Raw genomic sequence first — 20,200 nt, forward strand, 5'->3', positions numbered from 1 at the left:
GCTAAGCTCAGTCGGGCGATGCAGCGGCGCAGAATGAAGACTGCAGCGATCCTTGGCGCCCCCCTCTGTCCTGCCGGCATCTCAAGGGTTTTGCACCATGGCGCATTCGGCCACTGGTCAAGTAGATACGCCCGGTTCGCCTTCCCGCAGGATCAGGCTGGCCGCGCCGATCAGTCCTGCGCGGTCGCCAAGCTGCGCCGGCACGATCGGTACATCCCTGTAGGCCGGCATCGCCCGCTGCTCGACGGTCGCCCTGATGGTTGGAGCCAACAGGTCGAAGCCATTGGCGAGGCCGCCGCCCATGACGATCAGGTCCGGCGAATAGAGGTGAAGCAGGTTGGTGAAGCCGATGCCGAGCCACTTCGCCTCCGCCTCGATCAATTCGAGCGCGCTGATATCGCCGGCACGTGCGGCTTCGACGACCTGCCTGGCCGAAACGTCGCCGTCAGCCGAAAGGCGCCTAAGCAGGGAGCCGTCGCCCGGCGCGGTCAGCGCCGTGGCACGCCGCCCGAGCGCGGTACCGGAGGCGACCGCCTCGAAACAGCCGACGGCGCCGCAGAAGCAGCGGTCGCCCTCGCCGGTGATGGTCATGTGGCCGATCTCGGCCGCCAGCCCGCGCCGGCCGTGATAGATGTGGCCGTCGGCGACGACCCCGCCGCCGATGCCGGTCGACACGGTGACGAACACCAGGGAGTCGCTGCCTCGGCCGGCGCCGAAGCGCCATTCGCCAAGGGCGGCCGCGTTAGCGTCGTTTTCCAGCCGCACCGGCAGGCCGAAATGCTTGCCAAGAATGTCGATCAACGGCACGTCGTGCCAGCCGGCCAGCGTCGGCGGCGCGATCACGATACCGGCCTTGGGATCGAGCGGTCCCGGCGCGCCGATGCCGATCCCGGCGACATCCGCCTGTGGGCGCTGTCTCAGAAGAGCCCCGGCCAGTGCGATGATCTGGCCGATCACCGCATCCGATCCCGCGATCGCCATCGTCGGCGCCGAGACCTGCGCGACAACGCCGCCGTCGCTCTCGACCAGCGCGCCGCGCAGCTCCGTTCCGCCGAGATCGAAGGCGAGGGCCAGTCTTGTCATCAGACGGCGACCTTCAGCCCATGCAGCCAGCGAATGCGCTGCGCGAGGTCGGGGTCGCCGAACGCCAGCGATCCGAGCACCACCGTCTCGGCGCCAGAGGCGCGCAGGCGGGGCACCGTCTCGTGGCGGATGCCGCCGTCGGCAGCCAGGATGATGTCGGTTTCGCGACCGACTTTTCTCATCAGTGCGCGCGCTTCGATCAAACGTGGGCAGGCCTGCTCGGAAAGGCTCTGGCCCTTGACGCCGATGGATGTGCCGAGAAGCGTCACAAACGCCACTTGCGACAGAAAAGGCGTGACCGCGGCCACCGGCGTTTCCAGCCTGAGCACCACGCCGGCCTCGGCGCCGAGCGCATGCGCCAGCCGCACGGCGCGCAGGCCGGCTTCGCCGTTTTCGGCGTGGACACTGACCAGGTCGGCGCCCGCCTCGATGAACTGACGCGTCTGCTCCTCGACGATCTCGGCTTCGACCATCAGGTGCACATGGATCGGTTTTGCCGTCAGCCCGGCGATCCGCGCTACCAGATCCGGGAAGAACAGGAAGCCGGGAGTGAAGCGGGCGTCCGCGACATCGATGTGGTGTAGGTCGACATGATGTTCTATGCGCTTCAGGTCGCGCTCCATATTGGCAAGGTCGGCCGACCACAGCGAAAACTCGCCGAGCAGCCGGTTGCGCGGCAGGGCGGCGATGGCAGCGGGGCCGGACAGGAATTTGGTCGTCATGACGGAACGAGGCTCCGGAAGTTCGAGTAGGTCTGAAGGAAGGTCGTGATCTCAGCCTGCAGCTCGGCGAAATGCCTGACGCCGTCGAGCGCCTTGGGATGGATTTCGGCAAAGGTCGCGCCGGGAATGGCTGCGGCGAGCATATGGGCGGCCGAGAGCGGATGCACCGCATCCATGGCATTGCCGATGACGAGCGTGGGGATGCCAAGGGCAGCGGCGTCACTCGCTGAAACTCCCGGGCCGTCGCCGGCAATGTCGGCGAGGACCTGCGCGAACGGCGCGGCGTCCGGCCGGTCAAGATACCCGAACAGCGAGGCAAGGTTGTCGGGCGCGTCGCGCTGCAGGCGCGCGGCGGTTTCCGATTGCGCGAAGATCGCCCTCGCCTTGTCGGGGCCGTGGTCCAGGATAAGCCTGGCAACCTCGGCGATCGGCCGCAGGTTCACCGGCGCGTCGTCGAAAATCCAGGCCGGCCGCACCAGGAGAAGACCCGCGACGCGGTCCGGATGACGGCAGGCCAGGCGCATGGCGATCGCCGCGCCCATGGAAATGCCGCCGGCGACGAAACGATCGAGACCGGCCTGATCGGCGGCGGCAACAACATCGTCCGCGAACATCTCCAGGGAAAACGGCCGGCGGCTGCCCAGTCCGGACGCGCCGTGCCCGCGGCATTCCAGCGTGATGCGCCGCAAGCCCGGCCCGGAAGGGAAGGCCTGGGCGACCTGCGCGTCGCCACCGCCCAGCCCATGCTGAAAGATGACCGCAAGCCCGTCGCCACTATCGGAAATCCGAAGCGTGGCGTCATCGCGAAGCAGCGTGGCCAGGCGCGCCATCACACCAGCCCTTTGAGGAAGCGGGCAACGCCGGGAGCCTCTTCGGCCGAGAGGCCATGCGTGACCAGCGCCCCGTCAAAGCCCGATGCTTTCAGCCTGGCGACGAAATCCGCAAAGTCGACGACACCCCGACCGGCGGTGGCAAAGCGGCCGTCAGCAAAGCGGTCCTTGGCATGGGCCATGGCGACGTGGTCCGCTGCGCGTTCGACGGCGGCGGCGACGATGGCGCGTGCTTCCTCGAGGCTCGCCTGCTCGAACAGGTTGGCCGGATCGAGCACGATGCGCAGCCGTGTCGAGCCCATCTCGGCAATCAGGCGCATCGCGTCCGAGGCCGAGGTGACGATGTTGGCCTGTTCGGGTTCGATGCCAAGATCAACGCCGTGACGCTCCGCGAGCTGAAGCGCCTTTTCCATCTCGCCGGCCATGTCTTCCCATGCCGAGGGCCCGGTATTGTCGGGATGGTATGCCCACTGATCGTCCGCGTTGCGTGTTCCCGTGCACAAGGTGACCAGCGGAACGGAAAGCTCTGCCGCGGTTTTGATGACCACGCCAAGCCGGCGCAGGCCGTCGTCGCGCACGGTCCTGTCGGGATGGGCCATGTTGTAGGTTCCCGAGAGCGCTGCCAGGGCGACACCGCAAGCCTTCGATGCGTCCGCGATGGCATCAATGGCGTCTTTTTGCACCGCTCCCGGCATCGACGGCAGCCCGGCGCAGGCAAGGTTGAACTGGGTGACGGCAAATCCCGCGTCGCGGACCGCTGCCAGCACGCCAGCCGGCTCGCTGCCCGGGAAGGTCTTGGCGAACACCCCGATCTGCATCAGACCGCTCCCGTTACGGAAGCGGTCTCGACGCGATCGCCGGTTTCGACCGAACGGGCGATCGCCACCATGGCGCGGATCGAGGCAAGGCCGTCCTCGACGTTGGCGCCGCGCATCGGCTTGCCGTCAAGGATTGTCTCGGCGAGGCCTTCGAGCTGGCGCCTGAAGAAATGCCCGTCGGCGCCGAGCGGCTTTCGCGACGTTGCATCCTTCTCGTGAAAGATATCGACCTCGCTCGCCCGGAAATACCAGGGATTGAAGGTCTTCGCGATCACCGAGCCGTGTTCGCCATAGAGCTGAAAACCCTCGTGCCAGTCCATGCGGACAGCCACGGTGAGGTCGAGATGGCCAAGCGCGCCATTGGCGAACTCGGTTTCGACGAACCAGCAATAGGCGCCGAAACGTTTGTTGAGGCGGGCGCGCACGGCAACGATCTCGCCGCACAGGAAGCGCGCGGTGTCGACGAGGTGCGAGCCGTGCGCGAGCATGAAATACTGTCTGAGATCAGCCTTCGGATTGCCGCCCGGCTTGCGCGCCAGCTTGCTGGTGACCGGCAACGGCTGGACCGCGTCGGTGTTGGTGTAGCGGTGCGTGGAATCGCAATACCAGGCTTTTAGCGCCAGGATCTCGCCGATCTCATCGCGGACGAAATCGCGCGCCGCTTCCAGTGCCGGGTCGAAGCGCTTCATATGGCCGACCTGCAGCACCGTGCCGGAGCGCCGGACCGCATTGGCGAGCATCTCGCCTTCCTCGACCGAGACGCCGATTGGCTTTTCACACAGCACGTGCTTGCCGGCCTTGAGCGCCTTGATCGACATCGGCACGTGATAGGCGTCGGAGGTCGCCACGATCACCGCTTCCAGTTGCGGGTCGGCCAGCATCTCATCGTAATCGCCATAGACTTTTTCGGGTTCATAGGTCGCGGCCATGCGCGCCAGAAGATCGGGGGCGGCATCGCAGATCGCATAGAGATCGGCGTTGCCGGCCTTCACGCAGGATTCGAGATGCGCGAATTGCGCGATCGGCCCGCAGCCGAGCACGCCGACACGAAGGCGACGGTCTTGCTTCCGGATCATGGTCTCTTCCTCACGCGCCGTAGCCGCGCATCGTCTGGCGGTTGGTCTTGACCGCGGCGGCCGGATCGCCGGCGGCGGTCTCGGATTCCTCTTCCAGCACCAGCCAGCCGTTGAAACGAGGTGCGCCGCTGGCGATATCGATCACCGCTTGGGTGTCGCAGACGCCCTTGCCGAGCATAGCCCAGGTGCCGCTGGCGTCGACGTCTTTCAGATGCACGTAGCGGATGCGGTCGCGGTAGGTGGTAAGCGTATCGATCATGTCTTGATGGCCGCGCAAGATGTGTCCGGTGTCGGGCACCCAGCCGACGAGCGACGGATCGATCAGTGCGAAGATCCAGTCGTAGTCGGCACGGTCGAACAGCAGGGTGTTGTGGTGGGAGCTGGGATGGACAGCGATTTCGACGCCCGCCTTGCGTCCAAATTCGCCGGCCTTGTTGTAGAACTCGGCAGCAATAGGGAACTTGTCGTCGCGCGGCCCATCGGACACGACGGTGGCCGAGCCCATCGAGACCAGCGCGCCTGGAAAGACAGCGGCAAAATCGATCCAGCGTTTCGCTGTCTCGAGGTCGGCGCCGATGCTCTCCTTCAGCGTAAAGCCGCTCTTCGAGCCGAAGGCGAAAGAAACAAGGGTGAGGCCGGCCGATCTCAGCGCCGTGGCGAATTCCGCCGGCCTGTCGGCATAGCGGCCGATCATCGTGTCGGTGATCTCGATGCCGGCATAGCCGCCATCGGCGATCACCTTAAGCAGATCGTCGGGACCACCGGTAAAACGCTCTCCGAGCATTTCCCAGGTGAAGGTCTGGCAACCGACTTTCAGGTCTTTCATGCTTTCATTCCTTGATGCCGCACTGCGTCAGCCCTTTGTTGATGTGGCGCTGGATGAACAGCACGAGCACGATTCAGCGGCGCTATGAAGACGCCCGAGGCCGCGGCGATATCGCCTGCCAGCAGAGAAGGTCCAATCCATCGATTTCGACGCGCGGCCTTCCCCATCGGTTCTCCGTGGGAGGGACATCCTACTTGACCGAGCCCGCGGTCATGCCGGCGAGGAAGAACCCCTGGGCAACGAGGTAGATGAGCAAGAGCGGTAGCGAGCCCAGCACGCTCATCGCCATCATCTGGTTCCATTCGAAGGCGTGCTGCCCCATCAAAAGTTGGATGCCGATCGGGACGGTGCGCATGGACGTTGACTTCGTCAGCGTCAGCGCAAAGAGAAATTCGTTCCAGCACAACAGGAAGGTGTAGACCGACGTCGCCACGATACCAGGCAGTGAAATCGGGACGATCACCCGCCAGAGTGCGGTCCAGCTGGTGCCGCCGTCGACAGCCACCGCTTCATCGAGATCGCGGGGCAAGGTGTTCAGATATCCCGTCATCAGCAGGATCGCGTAGGGCAGCGTAAACACCAGGTAAGTCAGGATCAGTGCGACGTAGGTGTCGAAGATGCCATACGAGACGACAAGCCCGAAGAAGGGGATCAAAAGCGTGATCGGCGGAATCGTCTGCGTGCTGATGATGAGTGTGTTGAGGCTGCCCTTTCCGCGGAAATTGAAACGGCTGAACCCATAAGCCGCCAGCAAGGCAATCAGGACCGTCAGCACGGTCACCGCTCCGGCCACGAAGTAGCTGTTGAAGAAGAAGCGCAGCTTTACCGGGTCGCCAAGGATGGCCGCATACGCTTCCAGCGTGAAGGCCTTCGGCAGGACGGTTGGTGGCAGGGCAAAGATTTCGGTATTCGACTTGAACGAGCTGCTCAGCATCCAGTAGATCGGGAAGGCCGCGAAAAAGAGCCCTGCGGCAAGCGCGACATGGAGCGCGACGGTGATCAGTCTGTCTTTCGGTGTGTGCCTTTTCCTCATGGTGACTACCGAGCCTTTTGATAGCGGATGTAGAACAGCGTCAGGCCGAGAGAGATCAGCAGGATGACCACGGCGCTCGCCGACGCCTGCGACAGGTTGTAGCTCGAAAACGCCAGCTTGTACGTGTAGGTGCTGAGGACCTCGGTAGAGTAGATCGGACCGCCGCCCGTCGTTATCCAGATCAATGGAAAGACCTGCATGGTCCAGATGAAGTCGAGCAGCGAGATGCTGATGATGATCGGCATCAGCTGCGGGATGGTGATGAAGATCAGCTTCTGGTAGGCCTTCGCCCCGTCGATATCGGCGGCCTCGTAGAAATCCTTGGGAATGCCCTGCAAGCCTGCGAGCAAGCTGACCATGAAAAGCGGGTAGCCCGCCCAGATATTGGCGAAGGTGACGGCGTGGAGCGCGGTCGCCGTCGAGGAAAACCACTCGACCTTGGAACCGATGATGCCCATCTGCATGAGAACGCTGTTCACGACACCGTTCGGCTCGAGCAGGAGGCGCCAGATCACGGCGATAATCACCGCGGTGAACAGCCAAGGCAATATGTAGAGCACGCGCAGAATGTTGCGCAGCGTCGGATTGATGCGGTCGCTGTTCAGCATGAGTGCGAAGACCATGCCGATGGTCATATGGAAGATGACACTCATGCAGGTGAAGTAGAGCGTGTGCCACAGCGAGGCCCAGAACACCGGATCGGCAAAGATCGCGTGGTAGTGTTTCAGTCCGGCAAAGGATGGGTCGCGACGCAGCACCGCGCTGTTCTGGAACGAATAGCCAATCACCGTCACCATCGGCAGTAGCATCAGAAGGCCGATGATGAGGAGCGAGGGTGACAGATAGAGATAGGGTGCGACCGCTCGTTTCAGTCGATGGTGGGAGCGCTTCTGCCGAGTCATGTGCCACCCTTGGGATGTGCCTTCAAGAGGAAGGTGCGCTTCGGAAAGAGGTCCATCTCAAATTGCCGATCCGTTGTTGACGGGTGGCCTGCCCTAAGTCAGGCTACCCGGTGGAAGATAGCAACGGGGAACAGGTCGCTCAGAATTTCGCCATCCAGCCCTTTTGAGCGTTGGCTGCGGCTTCTTCCGGAGACTGCTCGCCGGCGAGCATCTTCTGGGCTTCCACGTCGAACTGGGTCATCAGGTCTTCAGCCACCGGCAGACCCGTGAACTCGTTGGCGAGATAGCCGGTCTTGAAGATTTCGAAAGCCTTGGCGAAAGCCTTGTCCGAGGTCACGAAATCGGGCTTGGCATTGACGTTGCCCGGGAAGGCGTTTGCAAGCGTCACGAGCTTGGCGTTCACCTTTTCACTCATCAGATATTGGACGAGCTTCCAGGCTTCCTCCTGATGTTTTGAGGCCGCAGAGATGCCGACGCCCCAGGAGGCGTAGGGAAGGCCGCGCTTGCCGTTGTAATTCTCCACGACCGGGACGGGGATGAGGTCGAAGTTCAGCTTGGGATTGCGTTTGCGAATGAGGTTCACATGCGCGAGCGAGTCGATCATCATTCCGACCCGATCGTTCACGAATTCCTCGACCTTTTCCTGCTCGGTCTTGGTGGCAATGCCGGGCGAAATGACGCCGGCGTCGTTCAGCGATTTGACGAAGGTGAGCATATCGACGACCGGTTTGCCCTCGAGAGCCGGCTTGCCGTCAGCCATCATCGATTGACCCGAGGCCCAGACCCACGACATCAGGTCGTTCTGGACACCGGACGGCGTTTGCAGCGACAAGGGCAGCACCCAGCCATACTGGTTCTTGTCGGCATGGGTCATCTTCTTGGCGGCTTCGAGAAACTCCGCGCGGGTCGACGGCAGCTTGGTCACGCCTGCCTGGGCGGCGAGATCCATGTTCACGAAGACCGGATAGACGAACGAAGCCACGGGAAACATCACCGCCTTGCCGTCCACTTTGATGATATCCGCGACCTGGGTCTGGTCGAACTCGCTCGCATCCATCATCGGGTTCATGTCGGCCAGCGCATTCTGCGCGTTCAGATTGTTCACCCAGGCGCCGTCGAGACCGACAACGTCGCTAAGCGTTCCAGTTGCAGCACCAACCGAGATCTGGTCTCGCGTGGTCGCATAGGGGCCGCTGACCAGCGTCACCTTGATTCCGGGGTTTGCAGCCTCGAAGTCATTCATGATTGCCCTGAGCGAGCCGGCCGGCAATTCGGGCTCCCACCATTGGGTGAATTCTAGCGTCGTGTCCGCCATGGCGCCGGTTGCGCCAAGCAACCATGCGGCCGCGGCTATTTTCAGCATCACGGGTTGTATCCGAAACATCATTTTCTCCTCCTTCTTTAAGATCGACCGCACAATGCGGACGATCGTCTGCTCTACTCAGAAGCCTTGTTGCGTTTCGCAGGCGCCTCGCTCTCGCCTGCGGTCTGCCGCAGATCTTCAGATCGCCAGATGCGTCTCGGGATCGAAGAAATGAAACTTGGCATCATCCAGGGCCAACCGGATTTCCGAGCCGGAGTGGACGGCGCTGATCGGCTCGAATCTCGCCACCGCGTTCGATGCCAGGCCAAAATCGTCCACCGCGTCCGGATCGCCGGAGTCCACCCGGACCGCGTCGATGTCCAGATGGACAATATGTTCGGATCCGAGTTCTTCGATCGAGGTCACCTTGGCCGGTATCGTCTGATACTTGCGACCGGATTCGAGGCTGCTGTCATAAAGATCCTCCGGTCGTATGCCGAACACGACCTTGCGCCCCGCAAACGACCTCAAGCCCGGCCTGCGCTCGAAGGCTGCCTCCTGCAGCCGAATGGCGAAGGTGCCGGACATCAGTTCGTCGCCCGTCAGGGTCGCCTCGAAAAGGTTCATCGAAGGAGAGCCGATGAAGCCGGCAACGAAGGCGTTCACCGGCGATTCATAGAGCCTCTTGGGTGTATCGACCTGCTGCAGCACGCCGCCTTTCAACACCGCGACCCTGTCCCCCATCGTCATCGCTTCGATTTGATCGTGGGTCACGTATATGGTCGTTACGCCGAGCTGCTTTTGCAGACTGGTGATTTCGGCGCGCATTTGCACGCGCAGTTTCGCGTCCAGATTGGAAAGGGGTTCGTCCATGAGAAAGGCGGCTGGCTCGCGCACCATGGCGCGGCCCATGGCAACCCGTTGACGCTGTCCGCCTGAAAGGTTCGCGGGTTTGCTGTCCAGCAAAGACGTCAGCTGAAGGGTTTTGGCGATCTCGTCCACGCGCTTCTTGCGCTCGGCCTTCGGCTTGCCTGCCAGCCGCATCGAAAAGGCGATGTTTTCGAACACCGTCATATGCGGGTAGAGCGCGTAGCTTTGGAAGACCATCGCGATGTCGCGGTCCTTGGGCGGCATGTCGACGACGTCGACTCCGCCGATCCGAACGCTGCCGCTGGTGATGTCCTCCAATCCCGCGATCATTCGCAACGCGGTGGATTTGCCGCAGCCGGACGGCCCGACGAGAATCAAGAACTCGCCGTCCTCGACCGATAGGTTCAATTGGTCGATTGCGCGAAAATTGTTACCGTAGGTTTTGCAGATATTCTCAAGAATGACTTCTGCCATATTCCTCCCTCCGCAAGTATAAGCCGCTGATTTTTATAACCCTCCTCGGATCATGTTCACCTGCGAAATATTTCATCGTATAGTTTCTAGCTATGTTCCAGTATTGACATGCGTTTTTTTCAGTTCGACTGCTGACGGCGCGTTCGTCGATGCCAGGAGTTCCGTAACCTGGTCGTCGGTCGGAAGCGCCTCGCGCCCGCCACGGCCCGTTATCGAAAGGGCTGCCGCCGCGGCCGCGAATGCCACCCGGCCTGCGGTGCCGGCTCCGCGCGTCAACGCATGGGCATAGGCGCCATGAAAGCAGTCACCCGCACCGGTCGAGTCGACGACCACAATCCTGTGCGGGGGCAGGTGCCAGAGACCTGTCTCTTCACGCCCGCGATAGTACACGCCCCTGCCACCGTCGGTCAGAACCACTGCGGACCGCGACGGCAACCACAATGCATCGAGCATCTCGGCGGGCGATCGGCACCCCGTGGCAGTCCGCGCAAAGCCGAGTGGAAGAATGAGATGGTCGCAGAGCGCGATCAGCCGCTCCGTGGCTGGGCCGCTGCTCCATTCGATATCGCCGAGGATCGCAAGGCCGAGATCGCGAGCCCGAGCCACGACATCCAGGGACCGGATCGCGTAGCTATCGACGATCAGGACGGTCGCGCGGCTGAGGATATCGTCCGGAAAATCCGGAGCGGTGCCCAGCATCGCATCGTCGTCATACGCGATGAACCGTTCCCCGTCCGAGCCGACGGTGATCCGCGAGCGCACCGGGCGCGCGTCGGGGTGGCGCGGCGCGAATGCGGTTTCAACACCGCTCGCAACGAGATCGCGCAGCACGGCGTCGTCCGCGGCACTGCCCAGCCATCCGGCGAACCCGGCGGTTCCGCCGAGTCGCACGACGGTGGCCAGCGCCGTCGCAACATTTCCCCCGAAAGCGCGGGCACTTTGCAGAACCTTCCCCTTGCCCGCCGACAACGGCTGATCGACGTAGACGATGTCGTCAATCGCAATAGCGCCGAAGCCGAGGATCGCGGGGACGGTGGGCATCGTTCAGGCACCCGCCTTCGCCAGGGCGTCTTGCGCCGAAAGGCCGTCATGGATGACGCCCCGAAAGGCAAGCGCTGCCTTCTCCGGATCGCCATGCCCCCAAAGATTGCGGCCTACCACGGCGCCGCGTGCGCCGGCACGGATGGCGTCCGCCGTCTGCTGAAGCGCGCCGAGCAGCGTATCGGTCTTTGGACCGCCCGCGATCACAACCGGCACCGGGCAGGTCCGGACGGTCTCTCGGAACGACTCGAAATCGCCCGTGTAGCCGATCTTGATCACGTCGACGCCGGACTCGTAGCCGATGCGCGCCGCATAGGCGATCTCGTCGGGGGTGAAGACGATTTTTGCTCCGTCGGTGAAATCGCGAGGGTAGATATGCGCCACCACAGGCATGCCGTAGCGGGCCGCTGCATTTACCGAATCGGTCAGCCAGCGTATGTATTTGCCCTCGGTCGCGCCGCGTACCGGGATGGCCACGGCCAACGCATCGGCCCCCGCGCGCACCGCATCCTCGGGCGTTGCGATCAACTCGCTGATGCGATCGTCCGGAGTGAAGCAGCCCGCCTGAATCACCAGGGAAGCTTTGCCCGCATATTGCGGCCACAGATGGCGCGCGGTGCCAGGCTGGATGCTGACGTAGTCGGGTTTGCCCACCATGACGCGTGCGAGCGCACCCGGCAGGTCGGCAAGGCCGCCTTTGCGCACGTCGCCATAGCCGACGAAGTGGTCGACCGCGCCGCCAAAAAGTTTCCCCGATGGATGCGAGAAGAGGCGCGCAAGACGCACCTTGGTTCCTAGGCTCATGAGTGCAAAATTCCCCAATCGTTTGATTTCAAAATCCTGGACCCAGTGTTTCCGAAAGAAACAAGAAATACAATCTTTCGAAAGCTTTCGAATTTGCATATTTTTGGTAAGCTGAGCCGAGGCCAGAGCGGTTGCTTGGTGCAGGGAAGGGCAGGGCAATGTTGTCGGAGCAGAGACGCCAATCGATCCTGGGTGAGGTGCAGCGCAGCGGACAGGTGCGCACGAAGGACCTGTCAGACGGGTTTGGCGTGTCGGAGGTCACGGTGCGTTCCGACCTCGAGATACTTGACCGCAAGGGACTACTGACCAAGACCCGTGGAGGGGCGGTGACCCGGACCACAGATTCGACTACGGCCGCGTTCGCCCGGCGGATGCAAACGAACCTCGACGCAAAGAAGCGCATCGCCCGGGCGGCGCTAGACCTGTTCGAGGACAACCAATCGGTCATCTTCGACGGCGGCTCGACATTGATGCAGGTTGCCATGCAGTTACCGCCGCTCAGCAATGTCGTGGTCGCGGCCACGGCCATGAATATCGTGCAGCATCTTATGCATCGTCCCGGGCTCGACGTTCATATGATCGGCGGCCGGGTCTATCCCGACACGGTGAGCACGCTGATCACCGATGCCGATACGGCTCTCGGCGGCTTGGTAGCGCATCAGGTCTTTGTTGGAGCGCATGCGATCGACTCGTCACTGGATGTGGTCGACGTGAACGAAGACATGGCGCGAACGAAGCGAAACCTCGTTCGCATGGCCCGGCGCGTTGTCCTCCTCGCCGATTCGAGCAAATGGGGCGTCAGCGGGACCTCCAAGGCATTTTCGCTGTCGGCCGTCGATGTGGTGATCACCGACGATGGCCTGCCCGATCCAATACGCAGCCAGCTTGAGATGACCGGGGCCAAGGTGATCTATGCCTGAACCCATCTCGGTCCCTGACCGCGACGGAAAGATCCAATGCGCGCATGACCCACGGGATTCGCATCGGCTGTTGGCCGTCAGTCATGTTCTCCTCCTCAAGGCTGGCGGCCTCCAATGTTGCGCCATCATTTTCGCATGTTCTATAATAATTTTACGCGCGTCAATATTTAAAATGCTGTAAAGCGGCTTTCGAATGTGATCCGTTGCTGGTGCAATAATTCAACCAGAGCGTTGCCACGTCGGGAGGTAGAGTGGAAAATGCCAGGAAAATCAGGAGCTAAGCTCGGCATCGGCGTTGTCGGGTGCGGCAATATCTCGATGACCTATTTGCGCAATGCGGCCCTGTTCGGCGAGGTCGAGCTACGCGCCTGCGCCGACATATCGCCCGATTTGGCGGCCCTGCGCGCCAGCGAATACGGCATCCGGGCGGTCAGCGTCGATGCGCTTCTGGCCGACCCGGAGATCGACCTCGTCCTCAACCTGACCATCCCGGTGGCGCATTTCGATATTTCGCTTTCGGCGCTTTCGGCGGGAAAGCACGTCTTCACCGAAAAGCCGCTGGCGACCTCGGCCAAGGACGGCAGGCGGCTCGTCGCCGAGGCGGCGGAGCGCGGGCTGCTGCTGGGCTCGGCCCCGGACACCTTCCTTGGCGCCGCCGGACGGCGGGCACGCCGCCTCATGGACGAGGGTGCGCTCGGCCGGCCGGTGACCGGCACCGCCTTCATGATGGGGCGCGGCATGGAGCACTGGCATCCCAATCCGCAATTCTACTATCAGCCCGGCGGCGGACCGGTCTTCGACATGGGTCCCTACTACCTGACGATGCTGGTCAATTTGCTCGGGCCGGTGGCCCGCGTAATGGCGATGGCGACGCGGGGCCAGGAGGAGCGGCTGATCACCGCCGAAGGCCCCTACCGGAACACCAGCTTCAAGGTCGGCACACCGACCAACATCCTGTCCCTGCTGGAGTTTCGCTCAGGCGCCACCGTCACCTTCGGCGCCTCGTGGGATGTCTTCAGGCACTCCAACCACCCGATCGAGCTGCATGGGACGGAAGGCTCGCTCAGGCTGCCCGATCCGGATACGTTCGGCGGCACCGTCTCGCTGTCGGAACGAGGGGCCGACTGGGCCGACTTCCACAGTGAGAGCGAACTCTATGGCGCGCGCAATTGGCCCTTCGCCGCGCCCGACCGCGGGAATTACCGCATGCTCGGCGTTGCCGATCTTTCGCGCGCGCTGACAACAGGAAGAAAGCCGCGGGCGTCCGGCGACCTTGCGCTTCATGTGCTGGAAATCATGGAGGCGATCCTCGCTTCGGGTGAGAGTCGCGAGTCCGTCGCCGTTAACGCAACGGTCGATCAGCCGCCGCTCTTCCAGGACGCCGAAGCGGCGAGCCTGCTCGTCTGATATCGGAGGACTTACGATGACGACATTGCTTTCACCCTTGCTCGATCCGGAGGCCCGGCATGTGCTCGACCTTGACCGGCAGGCGGCCGCCCCGCCATTCGAAGCCGGCACGCCTGAAGAGGCGCGCCGCGCCTATGAGGAGGGCTTTCCGGCACTCCAGGGCGAGCGCGAGCCGGTCGGCTCATTGACCGAGCGCACCATCACCGGACCCGGCGGCCCGTTGACGCTTAGAATCTATCGCGGACAGGGCGCGGTCGGGGCCGCTGCCCCGGCGCTGCTCTATCTGCATGGCGGCGGCTGGGTGATCGGCAATCTCGAGTCGCATGACGAGATCTGCCGCTGGCTTGCGAATATGGCGGCCTGCGTCGTCGTCTCTCCCGACTACCGGCTGGCGCCGGAACACAAATTTCCGGCGGCCATCGAAGATTGCCGCGCCGTACTTTCCTTCATGCAGGACGGCGCGGGCGATCTCGGCATTGACGCCGAACGGATCGCTGTCGCTGGCGACAGCGCCGGCGGCAATCTCGCTACCGTGCTTTGCCTGCTTGCGCGCGGCGACAAGAAGCCGCCGGCGGCGCAGCTGCTGTTCTATCCGAACACGGACGCCTCGCAGGCGGCGGACAGCTATCGCCGCTTTGCCGACGGTTATGGCCTGACTTTGGCGACCATGGCCTGGTTCCGCGACCACTATATCAACCATGCTGGCGATATTGATGACTGGCGCGTGTCGCCGCTCAAGGCCGCAAGCCTTGCCGGCGCAGCGCCGGCTTTTGTCGCAATCGCCGGCCATGATATCCTCGCCGACGAAGCCGAGGCCTACGCGAAGCGTCTGGAAGATGACGAGGTGCCGGTCGTCCTGCGGCGCTGGCCCGGCCAGATCCACGGCTTCGTTTCGATGGGCCGCCATGGTCCGGCGGCGCGGCAAGCGGTCGGCGCGGCAGTTGCCGCATGGCGCGGCTTCGATCCTGTGTTTGGAAACGCTCAGGCCGACTGACGCATGACCAGCGTCGCGTCGAGACTGACCTTGCGTGCAACTGTCGCGTCGTCCTCATCCAGCAAGGCCAGCAGCGTCTCCACGCTGCGTCCGGCCATCGAAGCGAAGTCCTGCGCCATGGTGGTGAGGGCAGGGCAGGTGTAGCGGCTCAGCGGATGGTCGTCATGGGCTGCGACCCGCAGGTCGCAATCGCCGTTGCGTCCGACCTTGCGGCCCTGCGAGTAGGCGGCGGCCATCACGCCGAAGGCGAGACGGTCGTTGGCGCACAGAATGGTCTTGCCCGGCAGACCGCCACGCGCGAGCATCGCTTCCATCTGCTGGTAGCCGATCCGTTCGAAATCCCAAGTGTAGTCATAAGGGGTGCCGATGAGCACCGGCTCATGCCCGAGCCGCTGCATGGCGCCGACATAGCTGTTCAGGCGCTCGCGCGAATTGTGGTTGACGTGCGGGATATCGAAATAGACCGGAGCATCGCCGGAGCGGCAGAGATAATCGACGATGGTCGAGACGCTCTGGCTGTTGTTGTTGCCGACGAATGGCGTGTCGCCCTCGAGATAAGTGTCGAAATAGACGATCGGTATGGTCTGTGTCAGCTTCTCCAGCGTGCGCTCGTCGGAGCGTAGGCCGAGCGGCGCGATCAGCGCGCCGGAAACTTTTAGCGAAAGAATGGTTCGCGTCGCTTCCACTTCGAGCTCGCGCGAGCCGTGCGAGGAGATCACGATCGGCCAGTAGCCTTCGTCGCGCAGCCTGAGTTCGATGCGGCTGACCATCTCGGAGTAGAAGGGATCGGCGAGCGTCGGCACGACGATGCCGATGCTGCGGGTCCGCTTGCGGTTGAGGTTGCGTGCAAACAGATTGGGCTGGTAGTCGGACGAGCGCAGCGCCACTTCGATCCGCTGACGTGTCGCCGGCTTGACGCTGGTCGGATCGTCGAAGTATTTCGACAGTGTCGGCCTGGAGACACCACAAGAGCGAGCAAAATCCTCCATCGTCTTGTGCGTCATCGACATCAAAACCCCCGAATGCAAGGCGAAACTTTACAGAAAAATTGCATAGTTTCCATGCGTAAATTTATTAATTGACGCGAAAAAGCACAAGCCGTATTCACTTGCAGTGGGCGAATTCGAGGGATTCCGCGAGATGAAGAAGCTGGTCGGTGCCGGCGAGATTCTGGTCGAAATCATGGCCGAGCGGATCGGCCAGAGCTTTCTCGAGCCTGGTCCGCTGCTTGGACCTTACCCGTCGGGCGCGCCCGCGATCTTCATCGGCCAGGCGGCGGCGCTCGGCCAGCCGGCCGGTCTCATCGGCGCCGTCGGCGACGACGATTTCGGCAGGCTGAACATCGATCGGCTGCGGGCACTGGGCGCCGACGTGTCGGCGATCGCGATTCACCCGGGCCATGCGACGGGCACGGCCTTCGTCACCTACCGCGCCGACGCCACTCGGCATTTCGTCTTCAACATCCGCAACAGCGCCTCCGGCCTGATCGAGACAAACGCGGCGGCGACAAAGCTGCTCGCCGGTGCCGATCATGTCCATGTCATGGGTTCGTCGCTGTTTTCCGACCGCGCCATCGCGGTGACGCTATCGGCGATCGAAACCGTCAAGGCCAAAGGGGGAACCGTGTCCTTCGATCCGAACATCCGCCGCGAGATCATGCAGGCATCCGGCATGCGCGAAGCACTCGACCAAGTGCTGGCGCAAGCCGACATCTTCCTGCCGAGCGGCGAGGAGCTCTTCCTGTTTTCATCCGCCAGGGACGAGAAGGGTGCAGTCGACGAACTGCTGGCCCGCGGCCTGTCCTGCATCGTCCTGAAGAAAGGCGCCGCCGGCGCCGTCTATCATGATCATCACGGTGCGGTCGCCTCGTCCGGCTTTACCGTCGACGAGGTCGATCCGACCGGCGCGGGCGATTGCTTCGGTGCTGCTTTCGTCTCGTTCTGGCTGCGCGGGACGGCTCCTGCCGACGCCCTGCGGATCGCCAATGCCTGCGGCGCGCTTGCCGTCACCCGCAAGGGGCCGATGGAAGGCATTTTCCCGCTTGAAGCGGTCGAGGCCTTCATTGCCACGCGGAACACGCAGTGAGTGACGCGACGCGAAGGTTTGCGAACATTGCGGCCCGACGCGCCGCAGGCGAGAGAAGCGGCATCGCCTCGGTCTGCTCGGCGCATCCGCTGGTCATCGAAGCTGCCCTGCGCCATGGTGCGGCGCGGCGCGCGGATGTGCTGATCGAGGCCACCTGCAACCAGGTCAACCACGACGGCGGCTACACCGGGATGACACCTGCGGGGTTCCGCAGCTTCGTCGAGGCGCAAGCGCACAAAGTCGGCTTCCCCATCGATCGCCTGATCCTCGGCGGCGATCATCTCGGGCCCAATCCGTGGAAGCACATGGCTGCGGCCGCTGCGATGAAGAAGGCTGCGGCGATGATCGATGCCTATGCGAGCGCCGGCTTCACCAAAATGCATCTGGATACGAGCATGGCCTGCGCCGACGATCCAGCCGTGCTTGCCGATGAAACGATCGCCGCGCGCGCGGCTGAACTTGCTGAAATCGCCGAGGCGGCGGTCGAGCGGGCAGGCGGCGAAAAACCGGTCTACGTCATTGGCACCGAAGTGCCGGTGCCGGGCGGGGCGCTGGAGGCGCTGGACCACCTGCATGTGACGGCGCCCGGGGATGCCTTGCGCACCGTAGAAATCCACGCCCGAGCGTTTTCCCGCGTCGGCCTCGAAGCCGCTTTTGGCCGTGCGGTCGGTGTCGTCGTCCAGCCCGGCGTCGAGTTCGGCAACACCGAGATCGTGCCCTATGCACCGGCCAAGGCGACTGAACTGGTGGCTGTGCTCGACCGTATGCCGCAATTGGTTTTTGAGGCGCATTCGACCGACTACCAGCCGGCCGAAGCGCTCAATGCTCTCGCTCGCGACGGTTTTGCCATCCTCAAGGTCGGCCCCTGGCTGACCTTCGCGCTTCGCGAAGCGCTGTATGGGCTCAGCCATATCGCCGATATCCTGGCGCCGGACTTTTCGCGCGAAAGCCTGCCTGCCGCGATGGAACGCATCATGCTGGCGTCGCCGGACAATTGGCAGCAATACTATCCGGGCACGCCGGACGAGCAGCGCATGCAGCGGCATTTCTCGTTCAGCGACCGCATCCGCTATTATTGGCCGACGCCGGAGGCGCAGCGCGCAACACGGACGCTGCTGGACGTATTGGGCGAGAAGGACATACCCCGGCCGCTGATCAGCCAGTATCTGGGGCAACTCGGCGCCGAGGTTGCCGCACGCCGGGTCAAGCCCCTCGCTCACGAGATTCTGATCGGCAGCATCACCCGTGTCCTCGATATCTACGCGGACGCGACGGGACAGTAGGGATTGCGCTGCCAGAAAGACGGCAGCCGCCCAAATCCGCTTCATATATTCGTCCGATGTCGACGCCGTTTCGAAAAGGTGGTCGCCGCAATTTACAACTAACATGTTAGTGTGCTAGTACTGATTGCACGCCGACATCTGGAGAAAATAGTGGTCTCGCGCTTTGGTCTTTCGGTTGCTCTCGCCACGCCTTTCGATGCGTCCGGGCAAATCGCCATCCTTCCCATGGTCACGCAGGCCCGGGCTTGCCTTGGCGCCGGCTGCAGCAGCGCCACGCTGTTCGGCACCACCGGGGAAGGCGCTTCCGTGGGCACGGCAGAGCGGCGGATTGTTACCGAGGCCATGCTGGCCGCCGGCATTCCGGCGCATCGGCTCGTTGCCGGCGTGCTGGTCGATGCAGCCGAAGACGCCGCCGAACAGGCGCGGCATGCCTTGCAGTGCGGCGTCCGCAACATCCTGCTGGCTCCGCCGAGCTACTTCAAGAATGTCGGCGAGGACGGGCTGTTCGGATGGTTTTCTGCCGTCTTCGCTGCGCTCGGGCCGCTGGCTCGCGGCATCCTCCTCTACAACATCCCCTCTGTCACCATGGTGCCGCTCCCGCTTACCCTGATCGGTCGGCTGTGTGCGGCCTTCCCCGGCGTGATCGCCGGTGTCAAGGATTCGGGTGGCGACTGGAGTTACAGCGAGGCGCTGCTAAGAGCCCATGGCGACATGGTGATCCTGATCGGCGACGAGCGGCACCTGGCCAGAAGCGTGCGTCAGGGCGGGCAGGGCGCCATTTCCGGCATGGCCAATTTCGTAACCGGCGAAATCCGCGCCATGGCCGAGAATGGGCGCGACGATGCCCGTGTCGAGAGCTTCGTGCTCGAATTGCTTAGATATTCGGTCATCCCGGCGGTGAAGGTCATGGTGGCGCGCAAAACCGGCGACGAGCGCTGGCTGGCGGTCCGTCCGCCGCTGGAGCCGATCGGTTCGCAGGGGCGGCAACAGCTTGCTGCCGCCTATGACAGGCTGTTTGCGACAGAGCCGGCCTGACCGGCAAAGGGAAGCGCGCTGAAATGGACGACAGCAGCGAACCGGCAACCCTCAGGGAAAGAGCTTATGCCAGCTTCACGCGGCATTTGCTGGCCCGCGATCTGCGGCCGGGACAGTTCGTGTCGCAGCGCGAACTGGTTGCCTTTACCGGGCTGCCGCTTGGCGCCATCCGCGAGATCGTGCCGCGTCTCGAGGCCGAAGGGCTTTTGACGACCATCCCGCAGCGCGGCATGCAGATCGCCCATATCGACATCAACCTGATCCGCGAGGCCTTCCAGTTTCGCCTGTTCATGGAGCGTGAGGCGGTGGCGCTGTTCACCGTCAACGCCTCCGACGCCGTGCTCGCCGGCCTGCGGCGCGAACATGAGGACATGCTGGCTCAAGCCTTGTCGCGGACGCCGACGCCGGAAATGGAAGCCAAGGCCCAGAACATCGATTGGGCCATGCACGACACCTTCATCGATGCGCTGGGCAACGAGATCATCGCCAAGGCGTATCTGGTCAATTCGGTAAAGATCAGGCTGATCCACCAAGAGCGTTTCCGCATCGATGGGCGCGTCGTGCCGGTGATGCAGGAGCACCTGACGGTGATCGAAGCGCTCGAGAGCCGCGATCCGCAAAAGGCGGTCGAGGCGATCAGCCGGCATATCGACAATGCGCGCCGGTTGGCGCTCCAGATCTGAGGACGTATGGT

General features: G+C 63.2%; 20 protein-coding genes. 7 read left to right on the forward strand and 13 right to left on the reverse strand.

From position 1 onward, the window contains the following. Positions 1-117: 117 nt before the first annotated feature. The 12 genes from AC0L3D_RS29185 to AC0L3D_RS29240 all read right to left on the reverse strand — a co-directional run bounded on the left by AC0L3D_RS29185 (position 118) and on the right by AC0L3D_RS29240 (position 11,782). On the reverse strand, positions 118-1,083 hold the full coding sequence (locus tag AC0L3D_RS29185; protein WP_473646597.1) for an ROK family protein: 966 nt from the start codon (positions 1,081-1,083) through the stop codon (positions 118-120). After that, positions 1,083-1,805, reverse strand: a complete 723-nt coding sequence (locus AC0L3D_RS29190; protein ID WP_473646598.1) for a ribulose-phosphate 3-epimerase — start codon at positions 1,803-1,805, stop codon at positions 1,083-1,085. The genes AC0L3D_RS29185 and AC0L3D_RS29190 overlap by 1 nt, the downstream gene beginning before the upstream one ends. Next, complete coding sequence (locus AC0L3D_RS29195) at positions 1,802-2,635, reverse strand: alpha/beta fold hydrolase (protein WP_473646600.1); 834 nt, start codon at positions 2,633-2,635, stop codon at positions 1,802-1,804. The genes AC0L3D_RS29190 and AC0L3D_RS29195 overlap by 4 nt, the downstream gene beginning before the upstream one ends. Beyond that, positions 2,635-3,453, reverse strand: coding sequence for a sugar phosphate isomerase/epimerase family protein (locus AC0L3D_RS29200; protein ID WP_473646601.1), 819 nt, complete (start codon positions 3,451-3,453; stop codon positions 2,635-2,637). The genes AC0L3D_RS29195 and AC0L3D_RS29200 overlap by 1 nt, the downstream gene beginning before the upstream one ends. Next, entirely contained in the window at positions 3,453-4,529 is a 1,077-nt protein-coding gene (locus AC0L3D_RS29205; RefSeq protein ID WP_473646603.1) for a Gfo/Idh/MocA family protein, read from the reverse strand. Before AC0L3D_RS29205 ends, AC0L3D_RS29200 begins: the two co-directional genes overlap by 1 nt. Before the next feature lie 10 nt (positions 4,530-4,539). Then, positions 4,540-5,355: a sugar phosphate isomerase/epimerase family protein gene (locus AC0L3D_RS29210; protein WP_473646605.1), complete on the reverse strand. Its 816-nt coding sequence runs from the start codon at positions 5,353-5,355 to the stop codon at positions 4,540-4,542. Positions 5,356-5,545: 190 nt separating this feature from the next. Further along, positions 5,546-6,388 (reverse strand): carbohydrate ABC transporter permease, encoded by an 843-nt coding sequence (locus tag AC0L3D_RS29215; RefSeq protein ID WP_473646606.1) that lies wholly within the window; start codon positions 6,386-6,388, stop codon positions 5,546-5,548. A 5-nt stretch (positions 6,389-6,393) separates the two neighbouring features. Continuing rightward, complete coding sequence (locus AC0L3D_RS29220; protein WP_027153440.1) at positions 6,394-7,290, reverse strand: carbohydrate ABC transporter permease; 897 nt, start codon at positions 7,288-7,290, stop codon at positions 6,394-6,396. A 139-nt stretch (positions 7,291-7,429) separates the two neighbouring features. Beyond that, the gene (locus AC0L3D_RS29225) at positions 7,430-8,677 is read right to left on the reverse strand and encodes an ABC transporter substrate-binding protein (protein WP_473646608.1); all 1,248 of its coding nucleotides are present in this window, start codon (positions 8,675-8,677) and stop codon (positions 7,430-7,432) included. A 114-nt stretch (positions 8,678-8,791) separates the two neighbouring features. Continuing rightward, entirely contained in the window at positions 8,792-9,937 is a 1,146-nt protein-coding gene (locus tag AC0L3D_RS29230) for an ABC transporter ATP-binding protein (protein WP_473646610.1), read from the reverse strand. Positions 9,938-10,027: 90 nt separating this feature from the next. Then, entirely contained in the window at positions 10,028-10,978 is a 951-nt protein-coding gene (locus tag AC0L3D_RS29235) for a PfkB family carbohydrate kinase (protein WP_473646612.1), read from the reverse strand. A 3-nt stretch (positions 10,979-10,981) separates the two neighbouring features. Further along, complete coding sequence (locus tag AC0L3D_RS29240; RefSeq protein WP_023797149.1) at positions 10,982-11,782, reverse strand: beta/alpha barrel domain-containing protein; 801 nt, start codon at positions 11,780-11,782, stop codon at positions 10,982-10,984. Positions 11,783-11,940: 158 nt separating this feature from the next. On the opposite strand from AC0L3D_RS29240, the gene AC0L3D_RS29245 reads away from it, so the two are divergent. The 3 genes from AC0L3D_RS29245 to AC0L3D_RS29255 all read left to right on the forward strand — a co-directional run bounded on the left by AC0L3D_RS29245 (position 11,941) and on the right by AC0L3D_RS29255 (position 15,103). Continuing rightward, positions 11,941-12,702: a DeoR/GlpR family DNA-binding transcription regulator gene (locus AC0L3D_RS29245; RefSeq protein WP_287329190.1), complete on the forward strand. Its 762-nt coding sequence runs from the start codon at positions 11,941-11,943 to the stop codon at positions 12,700-12,702. Between the two features lie 258 nt (positions 12,703-12,960). Then, positions 12,961-14,109 carry a Gfo/Idh/MocA family protein gene (locus AC0L3D_RS29250; protein ID WP_473646613.1) on the forward strand — a complete coding sequence of 383 codons (1,149 nt, stop codon included), beginning with the start codon at positions 12,961-12,963 and terminating at the stop codon, positions 14,107-14,109. A 16-nt stretch (positions 14,110-14,125) separates the two neighbouring features. Further along, entirely contained in the window at positions 14,126-15,103 is a 978-nt protein-coding gene (locus AC0L3D_RS29255; protein ID WP_128175446.1) for an alpha/beta hydrolase, read from the forward strand. On the opposite strand, the gene AC0L3D_RS29260 is transcribed toward AC0L3D_RS29255, so the two are convergent. Continuing rightward, positions 15,091-16,113 carry a LacI family DNA-binding transcriptional regulator gene (locus tag AC0L3D_RS29260; protein WP_473646615.1) on the reverse strand — a complete coding sequence of 341 codons (1,023 nt, stop codon included), beginning with the start codon at positions 16,111-16,113 and terminating at the stop codon, positions 15,091-15,093. The two genes, AC0L3D_RS29255 and AC0L3D_RS29260, sit on opposite strands and share 13 nt — an antisense overlap. Before the next feature lie 130 nt (positions 16,114-16,243). Between AC0L3D_RS29260 and AC0L3D_RS29265 the strand changes: the two genes are divergently transcribed. From AC0L3D_RS29265 to AC0L3D_RS29280, 4 genes are all read left to right on the forward strand, one after another. Then, the gene (locus AC0L3D_RS29265; RefSeq protein WP_473646616.1) at positions 16,244-17,188 is read left to right on the forward strand and encodes a sugar kinase; all 945 of its coding nucleotides are present in this window, start codon (positions 16,244-16,246) and stop codon (positions 17,186-17,188) included. Continuing rightward, positions 17,185-18,471 (forward strand): D-tagatose-bisphosphate aldolase, class II, non-catalytic subunit, encoded by a 1,287-nt coding sequence (locus tag AC0L3D_RS29270; protein ID WP_473646618.1) that lies wholly within the window; start codon positions 17,185-17,187, stop codon positions 18,469-18,471. Before AC0L3D_RS29265 ends, AC0L3D_RS29270 begins: the two co-directional genes overlap by 4 nt. Before the next feature lie 150 nt (positions 18,472-18,621). Then, on the forward strand, positions 18,622-19,506 hold the full coding sequence (locus AC0L3D_RS29275; protein WP_473646620.1) for a dihydrodipicolinate synthase family protein: 885 nt from the start codon (positions 18,622-18,624) through the stop codon (positions 19,504-19,506). 23 nt (positions 19,507-19,529) lie between these two features. Continuing rightward, positions 19,530-20,189 (forward strand): GntR family transcriptional regulator, encoded by a 660-nt coding sequence (locus AC0L3D_RS29280; RefSeq protein ID WP_473646621.1) that lies wholly within the window; start codon positions 19,530-19,532, stop codon positions 20,187-20,189. The last annotated feature ends 11 nt before the right edge of the window (positions 20,190-20,200 follow it).

This window comes from Mesorhizobium sp. WSM4837 (genome assembly GCF_055811435.1).

Excerpts from the sequence above, each read along its gene's own strand:
- AC0L3D_RS29265 (WP_473646616.1), top strand. The coding sequence starts at position 16,244 with ATGAAGAAGCTGGTCGGTGCCGGCGAGATTCTGGTCGAAATCATGGCC.
- AC0L3D_RS29225 (WP_473646608.1), bottom strand. The coding sequence starts at position 8,677 with ATGATGTTTCGGATACAACCCGTGATGCTGAAAATAGCCGCGGCCGCA.
- AC0L3D_RS29235 (WP_473646612.1), bottom strand. The coding sequence starts at position 10,978 with ATGCCCACCGTCCCCGCGATCCTCGGCTTCGGCGCTATTGCGATTGAC.
- AC0L3D_RS29215 (WP_473646606.1), bottom strand. The coding sequence starts at position 6,388 with ATGAGGAAAAGGCACACACCGAAAGACAGACTGATCACCGTCGCGCTC.
- AC0L3D_RS29190 (WP_473646598.1), bottom strand. The coding sequence starts at position 1,805 with ATGACGACCAAATTCCTGTCCGGCCCCGCTGCCATCGCCGCCCTGCCG.
- AC0L3D_RS29230 (WP_473646610.1), bottom strand. The coding sequence starts at position 9,937 with ATGGCAGAAGTCATTCTTGAGAATATCTGCAAAACCTACGGTAACAAT.
- AC0L3D_RS29245 (WP_287329190.1), top strand. The coding sequence starts at position 11,941 with ATGTTGTCGGAGCAGAGACGCCAATCGATCCTGGGTGAGGTGCAGCGC.
- AC0L3D_RS29195 (WP_473646600.1), bottom strand. The coding sequence starts at position 2,635 with ATGGCGCGCCTGGCCACGCTGCTTCGCGATGACGCCACGCTTCGGATT.
- AC0L3D_RS29220 (WP_027153440.1), bottom strand. The coding sequence starts at position 7,290 with ATGACTCGGCAGAAGCGCTCCCACCATCGACTGAAACGAGCGGTCGCA.
- AC0L3D_RS29200 (WP_473646601.1), bottom strand. The coding sequence starts at position 3,453 with ATGCAGATCGGGGTGTTCGCCAAGACCTTCCCGGGCAGCGAGCCGGCT.
- AC0L3D_RS29255 (WP_128175446.1), top strand. The coding sequence starts at position 14,126 with ATGACGACATTGCTTTCACCCTTGCTCGATCCGGAGGCCCGGCATGTG.
- AC0L3D_RS29240 (WP_023797149.1), bottom strand. The coding sequence starts at position 11,782 with ATGAGCCTAGGAACCAAGGTGCGTCTTGCGCGCCTCTTCTCGCATCCA.
- AC0L3D_RS29260 (WP_473646615.1), bottom strand. The coding sequence starts at position 16,113 with ATGTCGATGACGCACAAGACGATGGAGGATTTTGCTCGCTCTTGTGGT.
- AC0L3D_RS29185 (WP_473646597.1), bottom strand. The coding sequence starts at position 1,083 with ATGACAAGACTGGCCCTCGCCTTCGATCTCGGCGGAACGGAGCTGCGC.
- AC0L3D_RS29280 (WP_473646621.1), top strand. The coding sequence starts at position 19,530 with ATGGACGACAGCAGCGAACCGGCAACCCTCAGGGAAAGAGCTTATGCC.
- AC0L3D_RS29210 (WP_473646605.1), bottom strand. The coding sequence starts at position 5,355 with ATGAAAGACCTGAAAGTCGGTTGCCAGACCTTCACCTGGGAAATGCTC.
- AC0L3D_RS29250 (WP_473646613.1), top strand. The coding sequence starts at position 12,961 with ATGCCAGGAAAATCAGGAGCTAAGCTCGGCATCGGCGTTGTCGGGTGC.
- AC0L3D_RS29205 (WP_473646603.1), bottom strand. The coding sequence starts at position 4,529 with ATGATCCGGAAGCAAGACCGTCGCCTTCGTGTCGGCGTGCTCGGCTGC.